A 12,829-nucleotide genomic window follows, 5' to 3' on the forward strand; every position below is an offset into this window, starting at 1 on the left:
AGGGTATGTTGAGCGTGAGCCAGGCCGCCCTCGCGGTCGCGGCAAATGCCCAGACCATGCGGTACGGCGACGCCACACCCGCGCTGACCTATGCCATCAGCGGCGGCAGCCTGTTCGGCAGCGATACGCTGGTCGGCGCGCTGGCCACCTCGGCCACGTCGGCCTCCGGCGTCGGCTCCTATGCCATCACCCAGGGCAGCCTCGCGGCCTCGTCCAACTATGCTCTGACCTATGTGGGATCAAGCCTCACGGTCACGGCGCGCCCCCTCAGCGTGGCGGCGAACAGCCAGACGATGGTCTATGGCGACGGGGTTGCGGCGCCTACCTATACGGTCAGCGGCGCGGGCCTGGTGAATGGCGATACGCTGACCGGCGCGCTGGCCACCACCGCCACCTCGGCTTCCGGGATCGGCTCCTATGCCATCACCCAGGGCAGCCTCGCGGCCTCGTCCAATTATGCGCTGACCTATGTGGGCGGCAGCGTCCTGGTGACGCCGCGGCCGCTGATCGTCACCGCGGACGACCAGAGCCGGGCGGTGGGGGCAGGCAATCCCGCTCTCACCTATCGGATCGGCGGCCGTGGCCTCGTCAATGGCGACCAACTCGCCGGTGCCCTGAGCACGACGGCCAATGCCGCCTCGCCGGCCGGGCGCTATCCCATCCTCCAGGGGACGCTGGCGGCCTCGGCCAATTATGCACTGACCTATGAGGCCGGCTTGCTGACGGTGATCGGCGCCAGCCAGCCGGTGCAGACCCAGGTCAATTTCGTGGAGACGAGCGTACCCGACCAGTTCGTCATGACGCTGGAGACTAAGGGCCTCATCGCCGTCCTGCGCGAACCTGCCGCCCAGACGCAGCCTGCACCGACCCAGTGCGGCGGCACCTCCTCTGGCGGGCAGTGCGCCTTCCTTCCCGTGGCCAACAACCTGCCGGCCGGCCAGTGGCTGAGCTTCCGGAGCCAGTGATCCATGCGTGGCCATAAGCGGGTTTTTACCATCGCCACCGGGATGGGCCGGATATCGGGCAAGGCGTTGTTCGCTGGGCTCCTCGCCGCTACGGCCGCCTGCGGCCCGGCCTTGGCCCAGGTGCGTGCGCCAGTGGAGCGCAACCTGCCGCCGGTGGTCACGGGGCAGGGGCGGCTCGTCATCGGGCCGCAGGATCTCGCCGGCAGCCCGGACGAGACCCCGCTCGGCGTCACCCTCTCCGGCATCGCACTGATCGGCGCCAAGGAGAGTGTGGCGCGGGCGGCGGCGCGCGGCATCCGCATCGGCGACATCGGCGACATTTCCCACGCCGCCATCGCGCAGGAGCTCGGCGCCTTCCTCAGCCGGCCGCTGTCGCGCAAGCTCATCGGCGACATCCAGGCCGCCATCGCCAAGGTCTACCGCGCGGAGGGCTATCCCTTCGTGTCCATCACCTTGCCGCCGCAGGAGGTCACGGGCGGCGTGCTCACCCTGCGCGTGGTGGAGTTCCGCACCGGTGGGGTGAAAGTGAGCGGCGCCGCTCCGGGCACGGAAGGCGACCTCGCCGCCCGGGTGCGCGCCGCGCCGGGCGGGCGCATCGCCGCCGACGCGCTGGAGGAGGACCTCGCCTGGCTCAACCGCTATCCCTACCATGCGGTCAATGGCGTGTTCACACCGGGCGATGAACTGGGTCTCAGCACGCTCACCCTGGAGGTGACGCCCCAGAAGCCCTGGCAGGTGTACGCCGGCTGGTCCAACACCGGCACCCACACCACCGGTTTCGACCGCTATTACGCCGGCTTCGGCGCTGCGCTCCTCGGGGTGCCGGAGAGCTTCCTGTCCTACCAGATCACCGGCAGCCCGAACTTCTGGAGCGATCCCGGCAGCGTCGGCACCGGCCCGGAGCAGCCGAGCTATTACAGCCAGGCGGCACGCCTGGTGATCTCCACTGGCGTGCGGCAGAGCCTCGAGATCGCGCCCAATTACGTGGCCACCCGGCAAAATGCCACGCTCACCGACTTCAGCTCTGGCGCCGACTTCACCTATGACAATGCGACGCTGGAAATTCCGGTTATCTACCGCACGGCGCTCTCCAATCTTGTACCGGGCCTTTATGCGGGCGACCTGATCTTTGGCGCCACCGGCAAGACGGTGGCGCGCACCAGCTATTTCACCGGGCAGGACATCGGCGGGGCGAGCGCGGACCTGTTCGAGCTGATCGCCGGCTGGTCGGTATCGCGCGCCGACCCTTACGGCACGACCAGCCTGGACGTGCGGCTCATCGGCAATCCGGGCGGGGTGATCGGCGGCAACACGGCCGCGCAATGGAACACCTATAGCGGCGGCCGGATCACCGACGTGAGCTATGTCTACGGCCTTGCGGACGCTGTGCGGATTACGCGGCTTCCGGCGGGCTTCAACTGGGTGAGCCAACTCACCGGCCTTGCGGCGGGCCAGCCCTTGCCGGACACTGAGCAATTGAGCTTGGGCGGGCTCTATGCGACGCGCGGCTACACGCTGGACGACGCCACGGTGGACACCGGCCTCGTGTGGCGTAACGAGCTGCGCACACCGACCTTCCCGCTTCTATCTTCCTTCGGAGTGGCGGGCGTTTCCGACCAGCTGTCCCCATATGCCTTCCTCGACCTGGGCTGGGGGCGCAGCTATGGCTATCAGGGCCTTCTAGGCGCGGTGCCACGCAACGACAGTTCGTTGGCCGGCGTCGGGCTCGGGCTCGACTACACGCTTAATCGCAACCTGACCGCCACCTTCGTCGCGGGCTACGCCCTGACCGACGCCATCTATACCCAGGCCGGCGACTTCAACGTCCAGGGGCGGATCTATGTGAGTTATTGAGGCGAGGAGTGCCGGTCGATGCCGGCACGTCGCTCCGGAGTTCGAGCTCCCTTCCCCGGATGGATAGCCGCCGGGACGCTCCGCGCCGGTCAATTCAGCGCCGCGGTGTGGATTTCTCTGACCGGGCCGGCGGTCACGGCATCATTGGCGCAGACCTCGCTGCGCAGGCGCGCGAAATCGCTGTAACTGCGTGCAAACTGGCGGAACGACCGATTCGTACGGACCGGCCTGCTGGGGGCTGGCTTTGCACCGCTGGCAGCGCGAGGGCGTCTGGGAGCGCGTCCACCACACCCTGGTCATGGCCGAACGCAGCGTCGCCGGGGCGGTCGTCGCAGCGATGAAGGCGAACGGTGCGAGGCGCGTCATCGTCATCAGCTCGTTCGGCGTCGGCGACTCGGCCGAGGCGGTGCGAAAACTACCACTTGGCGAGACCAACATGCCGAAAATAGCCATCCAGCGCTTCAAGATTGCGATCGGTCACGATAGCGCCCACGTAGCCATCGGGACGCACCAGCACCCAATTGCCGGCAGACAATGCATAGGCGTCCTGGAAATGGCCACCGTCGTCGAGTACGTCGCCGCGCTGACCGAATGTGTGGATATGCAGTCCGCGCCGCGGTGCCAGAGTTGGGCGCTCGACCTGATAGCCGAGCAGCGTCCAGTGCGGACCCTTGAATAGTTCGAACAAGCGCGTCGATTGACCGGCAATGCCCCGAACCGGCGCATCAGGCGCCCGGTCGCCTGCAAGCAGGCCGCCGCTTCGATGCGGCTTCTCCAGCGCGAGCGAGGATTCCGGATACCTGATATCGAGTTGACGCACTTCGCGACCACGCCGCATCTCGCCACGCTTCGCGGCATCGAGCAGCTTCGTGGCGAGGCCGAGCATGGCGGCAGCGACCGGGCGGCGCTCCGCCTCATAGCTGTCGAGCAACGTGTCCGGCGCGCCGGTTGCAACCGCCGCCAGTTTCCAGCCGAGATTATAGGCGTCCTGAACGCTGGTGTTGAGGCCCTGTCCTCCAGTCGGCGGATGGATGTGCGCGGCGTCGCCAACGAGGAAGACGCGGCCGACACGATAGCGGTCGGCAAGCCGGGCGTTCATGTGAAAGGCCGACGCCCAGGACACCGATTGGATACGGATGTCATCTCGCCCTGTTCGCTCTGCCACCAGAGCGGTCAGTCCGTCGGCGGAAAGATCGACATCGCCTTCCAGCGGAATCGGACCCTGGAGCTGGAACATGTCGGTGCCAGCCAGCGGACACAATGATATCTGCCGTTCCATGTCACCTTCCGCAAAGCGATGCCAGACATCCCGGCTCAGGCCGGTAGCCGTGACATCGGCCACGATGGCGCGGACACCGAGGGTCTTGCCGGGAAAACCAATACCCAGCGCATGACGCACGAAGCTGCGACCGCCATCGGCACCAACGAGCCAGCGTACCCGGATGGTCTCTTCGCCGCCCTTGCCAACCAGTTGCGCAGTCACGCCGCTGGCGCTCTGTTCGAATCCGACCAGTTCACAGCCGAACGCTGGCCGGTATCCAAGCTCAGCCAAGCGTTCACGCATCACAGCTTCGGTCAGGAATTGTGGCACCATCAGGGGCAGATGGTAAGGTTCCGCCGATGTCGGCTCTTCGTGCTCGACAACATCAGAATCGGCGAAGGTTCCGTCGGCGCGATACTCCCGCTGCTTCGGGTATACACCGCCGACCGCGACGACGCGGTCGAGAATGCCAAGATCCTCGAAAACTTCTTGCGTGCGCGGCTGGATGCCCTTGCCGCGCGAGCCACGGAACGGATCGTCCATTTTCTCGATCAACCGGAAGGAAATACCCCGGCGCGAGAGGTCGATCGCGAGCGTCAGGCCGGCCGCTCCCGCGCCGCAAATCAGCACGTCTGCCGTAAATTGCTCTGTCATTGCCGCCTCTATATGTGTATTATACACATAATAGGAGGCTTCGGCATGATGTCAACAAAGAAAGTGCAAACTACACATATCGGCGTGCAGATTCGCGAGCTTCACGGCGCGTTGATCGACATCGTCAGCGTCATGAACCGGCCCCACCGCGACGAGGCGATGGTTCGGGAGGCCGGCATATCGCTCGACCGGGCGCTGTTCCCCTTGCTGGTCATGGTGGAGCGGCTCGGCCCCATCGGCGTCGTCGATCTCGCCGATCGTGTCGGGCGCGACTATACGACCGTCAGCCGTCAAGTCGCCAAACTGGAAGGCCTCGGCCTGGTCGAGCGTCAGGGAAGCGCCGCCGACCGGCGCGTTCGTGAAGCGACGGTCACGCCGCAGGGTAAGGCAATGACTCAGCGTGTTGATCGAGCGCGGGAGAGAATGGGGCGCGCGATCTTTGCTGGTTGGGATGCGGCGGATATTGAGAATCTTGTGCGGCTCATGCGCAAGTTCGCGGACGATATCAACGGGGATACTCCCGCGGATCCGGAAGGTGGCCGATGACGCACATAGAAGGAGCCGATCGCCGTCAGGTCAGCCTGTTGCCCCCATGCGTGGAAGACTATGTCGGACCCGAGTCATTAGTCCGCGTCGTCGACGCCTTCGTCGACAGTCTCGACCTCTACGAGTTGGGATTTGCGCGTAGCGTGGCGGCTACCACAGGGCGCCCGGGATATCATCCTGGCGATATGCTTCGTCTCGGCGCTGGGCAGCTTGGTCGGAAATACCGTGCGCACGATCAGGCCGTCGCGTTCCAGCGCGTAGTTGTCGTCGGCTTCGTTCGCAAGCTGGGCCGATGGTTAAGAGGATGGCGCGCGCCCACTTCGCTTGCGGATGGCTTCCGCAGTTCTTGGGACGAGAAACGCAATACCGAAGCTCACTGCGTCCGCTTGCGCTTGCTCAATGAAGGGCCGAAAGCTCTCGTTGTATTCTTGGAACGCCAATTCACGGTCACCGCCGCATTTCTCGAACGCGTCGGCCAAGGCAGCCGCCCCGTCTATCGCCAGTGACCCACCCATCCCTGCGGCGGGTGACGCGCAGTAGGCAGCATCGCCCACCAAGGCCACCCTGCCTTTTGTCCAGGACGGCATTTTTATCTGGGACAGCACATCGAAATAAAAATTGTCCGATTGCTTTATTTCTTGGAGAATTTCTTGGGTTCGCCAACCCACCTTGGAAAATTGTTCGACAATAATGCTTCGTTTCTCCTCTTCATCACGATAATCGTAGGAAATTTCATTCTCGGAGAAAAATATTAAAATGATATCGGTTTTGTTGTTGTAAGCACTCAACATAACCGCCTTGCCAGGTTCGTTATAGACCTGTGACGTGTTCTCTTGAATCAATAACTTGTCTACAATCGAAACAGAACCGTAGGCTTCGAGAAAATGAGAAAATTCTCCCTCAGCGCCGAACCAATGCATCCTGGTGGTGGAATGGATACCGTCGCATCCGAAAACCAGATTAAATGATCGCCGCGCCATTTTTGTGAAAGAGACGTCGATACCATCTTTATTCTCTTTCAGCGATGCGATGCTGTCACCGAAGACAAATTCAACATCGTCTTTAACGGCATCGAACATCAAACTGAGCAGTACATCTCGTTCGATTTCATACTCTTCGTCTGCTGGCCGGTCGGTATCCTCATTCTCGCGATCCGACCGTTCAGCAACGCCATCCGAATTCACCAACTCGGTCGGCTCCATATGCAGCTTGTTCGATTCGATCTGCTCGAACAGGCCCATACGCTTCACGATGTCGATGGTATTGCCGCGGATATTGACAGGCGTACCCCCTCTCTTGAGACCTTCAGCGATCTCAACGACGGTTACGTCGTAGCCCAACCTTTTCATCCAGAAGGCGGTTGCGAGCCCGGCGAAGCTCGCTCCGGAGACGAGTACATTTCTGCGGCTGTTCATGCGCGTCGGCTCCGGCTTCGGGCCTTATGTGCAAGCCCGCTATTATGTACTTAGTACGCTATGGTACTTAGTACATAATAGCGCTTAGGTTGGACGTCAACGCTTATCAACCGCCGGTCCGGTCCCGTTCGCACGCCGATACGGGTCGGCGTCCAAGATGCTGCGCAAGCGCCTGAAAGGAGTTGGCGGGTCTGTCGAGCGGGTTGCACCGAAGCTGATGTCTCGCCACTTAGAGATTCTGCGGATTGGATCACAATCTTCGGGCTCCATGAGAGCAGGCGGAAGGCGACCGCTCAGGCGTAAGGCGTGCCTGCCATTGCGGCTTTTAAGCCGATGGTTGCCTTATCAACGATCGCGAGGAAGGCGACCTTCGCTTCAGCTTCGTCTCGGTTTTGTCGAAAGACCTCGTGACCCTGAATGAACGCCACAGTCCACGTAGCGAGGAGCAGGCCAGCCGCCAAATGGGCGTCAGGATCGGTAGGCTTCCTGCCCACGCATTCGGATAGCGCCACCGCCACGACTTGTGCGAACTCGTCGCGTACTGCCCTGGCCCGAGCCTTGAGGGTCTCGCTGCGCTCGATTGTCTCTTTGAAGCTCTGAGTCGTCGCAGAGAATTCAACAAAGCGGCTCTGTTCGGAAACCAACCGATGAGCAAGCAGACGCAGCGCCTCGATCGGAGCGACGCGGTGATCCCGCTCCCGCAAGGCTTCGCGCAGCAGCTCCATCCCCTCCTCGTTGCGATCGAAGAACATGTCCTCTTTGCGGGGGAAATGATTGAACACGGTCATCCGTCCGACGTCTGCCGCATCCGCGATCTCGTCCACCGTTACACGGTCGAAGCCGTGCTCGTGAAACAGGCGCGTGGCGGCGTCGGAGATGGCTTGTCGCGTGGCAAGGCGCTTGCGGGATCGCCGGTCGGGAGGTGCTGACATAGCCCGATAAATAGCGCAGAAACGGTACTTGGTACAGATTGGTATTGACTCAAGCGATTCAACATCTCTGTACCCGGTACGCCCTACCGTACGGTCGCGATGGACCGACGGAACAGCACCAAACTCACCGTGAGAAACGTCACTCCCATTACCAGGACCGTCACGAACTCTTTCCAGACGATGTCGAGGCCCGCGCCTCGATAAACGATCGCCTGCATGAAGCTCACATAGTGCCGTGACGGGAAAAACCACGTCACGTACTGGACCCATTGTGGCTGGCTCTCGATCGGTGACATACCGCCCGACAGCATCATCATCGGCATCACGGCCATCATCATCAGAAGGGCGAATTGCGCCATGGTGCGGGCAAGCGTGCCGAGGAAGATACCGATCGCCGCCGCAGCGAAGACGTAAATGACGGTTCCGAGCAGCAAGAGACCTCGCGAGCCGGCAATTGGAACGTCGAGGAGACCTTCGATCACGAATAAAAGCGAGAGGATGAAGGCGACAATGATGACCAACCCGTTCGACCACACCTTGGCGAGCGCAATCTCGAAGGCCGTCAGTGGCATCACCAGCAAGTGCTCGATCGTACCGTGCTCCCGCTCGCGCAAGAGCGCCGCGCCGGTCAGGATAATGATCAGCATCGACAGTTGATCGGCAAGGCCGACGATCGCGCGGAACCAGGATTGCGTGCCGTTGGGATTGAAGGCGCGGCGGATGACGAGATCGGAGGAAAGCCCGGTGGTTTGCTTCGGCTCCTGTCGGTAGCGAGCGACCTCGTCGGTCACTATGCTCTGGATATACCCCGCGCCCAAGGCTGCCTGCTGGACCGCGGTGGCGTCCACGTTGACCTGAACTTCGATATCGCGGCCCTTGCGCACATCGGCTTCAAAGCGCGGAGGGATGACGATGACGAAGGTGTAAAGACCTTCGTCCATGGCGCGATCAATAGCGGCGGCGCTGATCGTTTTGGCCGTCTGGAAGTACGGGGGATAGAAAAGTCCGGCGATCGATCGTGAAAGACTGGAATGGTCCTCGTCAACGATCGCCACGGAAACGTTGTTGACGGTTTCGCCGCCTCCGGTCGATTGCATATAGATGCTGATGCCGAAGGAATAAATGATGAAGAGGATCATCATCAGGTCCTTCGACAAAGTGCGCAGTTCCTTGGTGCCAAGCCAGAATATGTTGGAGAGGCTCCGCACGTTATTTCTCCTGTTTGCGCAAGAGGAGCGCGGACAGCAACAGGAAGGCCGGACAAAACAGGGTCAGCGCCAGCAGATCGGTAGCCATGTCGCTGAAGCCAAGGCCCTTGGTGAACGCTCCGACGCTCATATGCATGTAGTAGCTCGTGGGCCAGAAATACCCCATGAGGCGCGCGCCGCCCTCCAGCGTCGAGACGGGCTGCATCATGCCGGAGAACTGCATGGTGGGCAGCAATGACAGCACCGCTCCGGCGAACACCGCGGCGACCTGGCTCGACGTGAAGGTCGATATGAAAAGTCCGTAGCCGGTAGCTGCCGCCACATAGAGAAACGCACCAAGGGCCAGCGTGAAACCGGCGCCCTTGAGCGGGACCTCGAAGAGAAACACCACGGTCGCGGTCATGATGAGGAAGTTGATCATGCCGACGCCGATATAGGGCAGTTGCTTGCCGATCAGGAACTCCAGCCGGGTGGTGGGCGTGGCGTAGAAGTTCGTGATCGTACCGATCTCCTTTTCGCGGGCGATGCTGACGGCCGTCAGAATGGCAAGAAACATCATGAGCAGCATCGCCGGCACGGCCGGCCCGATCGAGTAGATGCTCTCGGCCGTCGGGTTGTAACGGTAGCGAACCGCGACGCTGGTCGTCGGATCTGAGTTCGCCGGGGCGCTGGACTCGCGGAGTCTCTGTTCGGAAAAGACATTGTGTGCCTGCTGGACATAGCCCTCAATGGTGCCGGCGCGCGACGTGTTGGCGCCGTCGATCCAGGCCGATACCTGCCAATCCGAGCCGCGCTTTACCTGGCGGCCGAAGTTCGGCGGAATCTCGATAGCAAGCGTGATGTCGTTTGACTTCAGTCGCTGTTGCATTTCATCGACGCTGCGGATCGGCGTCTTTTCGGTGAAGGATCGAGAACTCGAGTAGTTTGTGAGATAGGCCCGGCTCTCCGGCGTGTTGTCTTGGTCAAACGCCGCGTAGGTGAGATTGGTCACGTCGCTGGAAACGCCGAAACCGAAGATCAACAGCATGATGAAGGAGCCGAGGAAGGCGAAGGCGAGCCGCACCGGATCGCGCATAAGCGACAGCGTCTCGCACTTGGCATAGGCGAGGAGGCGTCGCAGCGGCATGAAGATCGAGCGACCGGGTGACGAAGCCTCGACTTTCTGCAGGGTCTCCGCCTGGGGCGCCGCCGCTTTTGGTGCGGACGAAGAGGCTTCTGCGTCCTCGATATACGCGATGAACGCCTCTTCGAGATCCGCGCTGCCTTTGGAGGCGATGACGTTTTGCGGGGTATCGCAAACCAGGACGCGCCCCGCATGCATCAATGAGATGCGATCGCAACGCATCGCCTCGCTCATGAAATGCGTCGAGACGAAGATCGTGACATTGCGGCTTCGCGAGAGATCGCCGAGCAGACGCCAGAATTCGTCGCGCGCCTGCGGATCGACACCCGACGTGGGCTCGTCCAGGATCAACAGCTCGGGATCGTGCACGATTGCCACGGCCAGGGAGAGGCGTTGCCGCATGCCGAGCGGCAGTGAGTTGGCTTCAGCGTCGACATAGTCGACAAGACCGACATCGATTAGGAGCTTGGCGATACGGTCCTTCACGTGGTCCGCGGCCAGATGAAAAAGGCGGGCGTGAAGAAGGAGGTTCTGCCGCACGGTGAGTTCGCCATAGAGCGAGAAAGATTGCGACATGAAGCCGACGCGCCGGCGGATCGACAGGTCGTTGGCATCGACCGGCTTTCCGCACACCTCGGCCTCCCCGTCGCTCGGCGCCAGCAGTCCTGTCAGCATCTTCATGGTCGTGGTCTTGCCGCTGCCGTTCGAGCCGAGAAAGCCGAAGATTTCTCCCCGCTCGATGGCAAAGCTGACGCGGTCGACCGCGGTGAAACTGCCGAAACGGCATGTCAAATTCTTCGCGACAATGACCGGAGCCTCTGTGCTCGGTTTGCGTGGCGGAATGACCAAGCGCTGAGACGCCGATTTTTGTCCCGGCTGCAGGGCGACGAAGACAGCTTCGAGGTCCTGTTCGCCGGTCTTCGTGCGCAGCTCATCGGCCGTGCCGGAGGCAAGCACTCGTGCGCGATCCATCACGATGAGCCAATCGCAATGGCTTGCCTCATCCATATAGGCTGTGGAGACAACGACACTCATCGTCGGCCGCTCGCGCCGCAGATCCCCGATCAGGTTCCAGAATTGTCGGCGCGACAGTGGATCGACCCCGGTCGTCGGCTCGTCGAGAATGAGAAGGTCGGGGTCGTGAATGAGCGCGCAGCACAGGCCGAGCTTCTGCTTCATGCCGCCCGACAGCTTTCCGGCAGGCCGATCGAGAAAGGGGAGCAGACCGGTCGCGGCCGCCAGGCGGCGCGTGCGTGCGTCACGCTCCGACGCGGACAGACCGAAGAGGGTTGCGAAGAAAGTAAGGTTCTCGCGGACGCTGATATCCTGGTAGAGGTTCTTGCCGAGCCCTTGCGGCATATAGGCAATGCGCGTGCATACGGAACGGCGATGCGGGGCATTTCCCATGTCGCCGCCGAGGACCGCGACCGATCCGGTCTGTATCTTTCGCGCTCCGGCGATCAGGCCGAGAAGCGTGGACTTTCCGGCACCATCAGGACCGATGACGCCTGCCATCCGGCCGCTCGGCAGTTCGAGCGATACATTATCGAGCGCTCGAACCTTGCCATAGAAATGCGTGGCGCCGGAAACCTCGGCGATCAGCGAGGTGGAAGCCACCATCGTCAATCCTCGGCATCGACAGGGTCGCCCTGAACGCGCTTTTGCAGGAAGTCCGGCCACTCCGGCGGGTTCGGGTCGAGGCGCACATAGCCGGTGCCACGGGTGCCCGTTTTCACCTGGTCGAGGTGACGTTCGATGAGGCTCGGCGGCAGGCGTAGCTTGACCCGGAACATCAGCTTGTCGCGCTCGCTACGCGTTTCGACCTGCTTGGGCGTGAACTGAGCGTCCGGCGACACAAAGCTCACTTTGGCCGGGACGGCGAAATCGGCACCGTCGAACACAATTCGCGCTGGCGACCCGATCGGTATGCGCATGGCCTGCCCGGAGGGGAGATAGATCTCCATATAGATCTCGGACAGGTTGACGATCGTCAGGACCTTGCCGCCCGCCGAAACGACTTCCCCGGGGTTGGCGAGACGATAAAGAACACGGCCCTGCACCGGCGCCATAAGGATGGTATCCGCGATCTGGGCGTCGATCTGATCAACGAGAGCTTTGCGCGGCCACGACCGACCGCTCGCGCGCGGTCACGATCCTCCCTGCAGCTTCAAGAACGGCGCGCGCGGAATCGTGTTCGCTCTGCGCCTCATCGCGGCTCCCCTCGCTGACGGCCCCGGTTACGACAAGCTTAAGGGCCCGGCGAAGCTTTGCTTCCTTGAGAGTCAATTCCGCTTGCCGTTGCATGATGGTCGCCTTTGCCTCGAGCACCGAGGCTTGTTCGTAAGCCACGTCGGCGGCATATTTGGCGCGTTGCGCCTGCAACTCCGTGGTATCAATGCGGGCGAGCACCTGTCCCGCGGCGACGAGATCGCCTTCTTGGGCCAGCACCTCGCGGACACGTCCGGCCGACTTCGCGGCGATGTCTACCTGGTCGGATTCGATGCGCCCGTTCCCCGATACAAGCCCCTCGGGCAGCTTGCTCTGCTGGCTCTGCCACCAGTACCAAGCGCCGCCGGCACCGGCTGCCAAAGCTATGACAAGGATTAGAAGGATCCTTGCGGCAGTACGCTGCCATGACGACTTTGAGTCGTTACTCGGGATGGTCGTCACGATCGGATCCTTGAACGTGGGGTGGGGACGTGAAGCGTAAATTGGGCCGCAAACACGCACCTGCCGGGTTGCGAGAAGGAAACCGGATCGCGCTCCTTCATCAGCTAGCTATGTCCTGTGAGAGGATTGCGAATTATTATACCAATGAACCGCCACGTACAGCGTTGATCTCAATCAATGCCGGGACCGGGAAAGCGCGGC

The 12,829-nt window shown here is 62.1% G+C and carries 10 protein-coding genes and 1 pseudogene; 4 read left to right on the forward strand and 7 right to left on the reverse strand.

The annotated features are described in order from the left end of the window. Both V5F77_RS22270 and V5F77_RS22275 read left to right on the forward strand, forming a co-directional pair. On the forward strand, positions 1-965 hold a 965-nt coding region (locus V5F77_RS22270), incomplete at its 5' end, for an MBG domain-containing protein (protein ID WP_429007543.1). Between the two features lie 3 nt (positions 966-968). After that, positions 969-2,819 (forward strand): ShlB/FhaC/HecB family hemolysin secretion/activation protein, encoded by a 1,851-nt coding sequence (locus tag V5F77_RS22275; protein ID WP_429007544.1) that lies wholly within the window; start codon positions 969-971, stop codon positions 2,817-2,819. Between the two features lie 415 nt (positions 2,820-3,234). Here the strand turns inward: V5F77_RS22275 and V5F77_RS22280 are convergent, their stop codons facing one another. Beyond that, positions 3,235-4,734 carry an FAD-dependent oxidoreductase gene (locus V5F77_RS22280; protein ID WP_429007545.1) on the reverse strand — a complete coding sequence of 500 codons (1,500 nt, stop codon included), beginning with the start codon at positions 4,732-4,734 and terminating at the stop codon, positions 3,235-3,237. 45 nt (positions 4,735-4,779) lie between these two features. Here V5F77_RS22280 and V5F77_RS22285 point away from each other — a divergent pair, with 45 nt between their 5' ends. Both V5F77_RS22285 and V5F77_RS22290 read left to right on the forward strand, forming a co-directional pair. After that, positions 4,780-5,280, forward strand: coding sequence for a MarR family winged helix-turn-helix transcriptional regulator (locus V5F77_RS22285; RefSeq protein ID WP_429007546.1), 501 nt, complete (start codon positions 4,780-4,782; stop codon positions 5,278-5,280). Continuing rightward, positions 5,277-5,477 (forward strand): annotated as a pseudogene (locus tag V5F77_RS22290) (transposase); the annotation flags it as partial. The gene V5F77_RS22285 and the pseudogene V5F77_RS22290, both read left to right, overlap by 4 nt. A gap of 99 nt (positions 5,478-5,576) precedes the next feature. Here V5F77_RS22290 and V5F77_RS22295 read toward each other — a convergent pair. The 6 genes from V5F77_RS22295 to V5F77_RS22320 all read right to left on the reverse strand — a co-directional run bounded on the left by V5F77_RS22295 (position 5,577) and on the right by V5F77_RS22320 (position 12,628). Then, positions 5,577-6,695 (reverse strand): FAD-dependent monooxygenase, encoded by a 1,119-nt coding sequence (locus V5F77_RS22295; protein ID WP_429007547.1) that lies wholly within the window; start codon positions 6,693-6,695, stop codon positions 5,577-5,579. Positions 6,696-6,988: 293 nt separating this feature from the next. Next, on the reverse strand, positions 6,989-7,627 hold the full coding sequence (locus V5F77_RS22300) for a TetR/AcrR family transcriptional regulator (protein ID WP_429007548.1): 639 nt from the start codon (positions 7,625-7,627) through the stop codon (positions 6,989-6,991). A gap of 83 nt (positions 7,628-7,710) precedes the next feature. Beyond that, entirely contained in the window at positions 7,711-8,835 is a 1,125-nt protein-coding gene (locus V5F77_RS22305; protein ID WP_429007549.1) for an ABC transporter permease, read from the reverse strand. A 1-nt stretch (position 8,836) separates the two neighbouring features. Continuing rightward, a complete protein-coding gene (rbbA, locus tag V5F77_RS22310) occupies positions 8,837-11,578 on the reverse strand; it encodes a ribosome-associated ATPase/putative transporter RbbA (protein WP_429007550.1) in 2,742 nt (913 codons plus the stop codon). 2 nt (positions 11,579-11,580) lie between these two features. After that, entirely contained in the window at positions 11,581-12,027 is a 447-nt protein-coding gene (locus V5F77_RS22315) for an HlyD family secretion protein (protein WP_429007551.1), read from the reverse strand. A gap of 34 nt (positions 12,028-12,061) precedes the next feature. Next, positions 12,062-12,628, reverse strand: a complete 567-nt coding sequence (locus V5F77_RS22320) for an HlyD family secretion protein (protein WP_429007552.1) — start codon at positions 12,626-12,628, stop codon at positions 12,062-12,064. Between the last annotated feature and the right edge of the window lie 201 nt (positions 12,629-12,829).

It is taken from the genome of Roseixanthobacter psychrophilus, from assembly GCF_043195195.1.
GTDB lineage: Bacteria > Pseudomonadota > Alphaproteobacteria > Rhizobiales > Xanthobacteraceae > NCEH01.

Excerpts from the sequence above, each read along its gene's own strand:
- V5F77_RS22275 (WP_429007544.1), top strand. The coding sequence starts at position 969 with ATGCGTGGCCATAAGCGGGTTTTTACCATCGCCACCGGGATGGGCCGG.
- V5F77_RS22280 (WP_429007545.1), bottom strand. The coding sequence starts at position 4,734 with ATGACAGAGCAATTTACGGCAGACGTGCTGATTTGCGGCGCGGGAGCG.
- V5F77_RS22285 (WP_429007546.1), top strand. The coding sequence starts at position 4,780 with ATGATGTCAACAAAGAAAGTGCAAACTACACATATCGGCGTGCAGATT.
- V5F77_RS22295 (WP_429007547.1), bottom strand. The coding sequence starts at position 6,695 with ATGAACAGCCGCAGAAATGTACTCGTCTCCGGAGCGAGCTTCGCCGGG.
- V5F77_RS22300 (WP_429007548.1), bottom strand. The coding sequence starts at position 7,627 with ATGTCAGCACCTCCCGACCGGCGATCCCGCAAGCGCCTTGCCACGCGA.
- rbbA (WP_429007550.1), bottom strand. The coding sequence starts at position 11,578 with ATGGTGGCTTCCACCTCGCTGATCGCCGAGGTTTCCGGCGCCACGCAT.
- V5F77_RS22315 (WP_429007551.1), bottom strand. The coding sequence starts at position 12,027 with ATGGCGCCGGTGCAGGGCCGTGTTCTTTATCGTCTCGCCAACCCCGGG.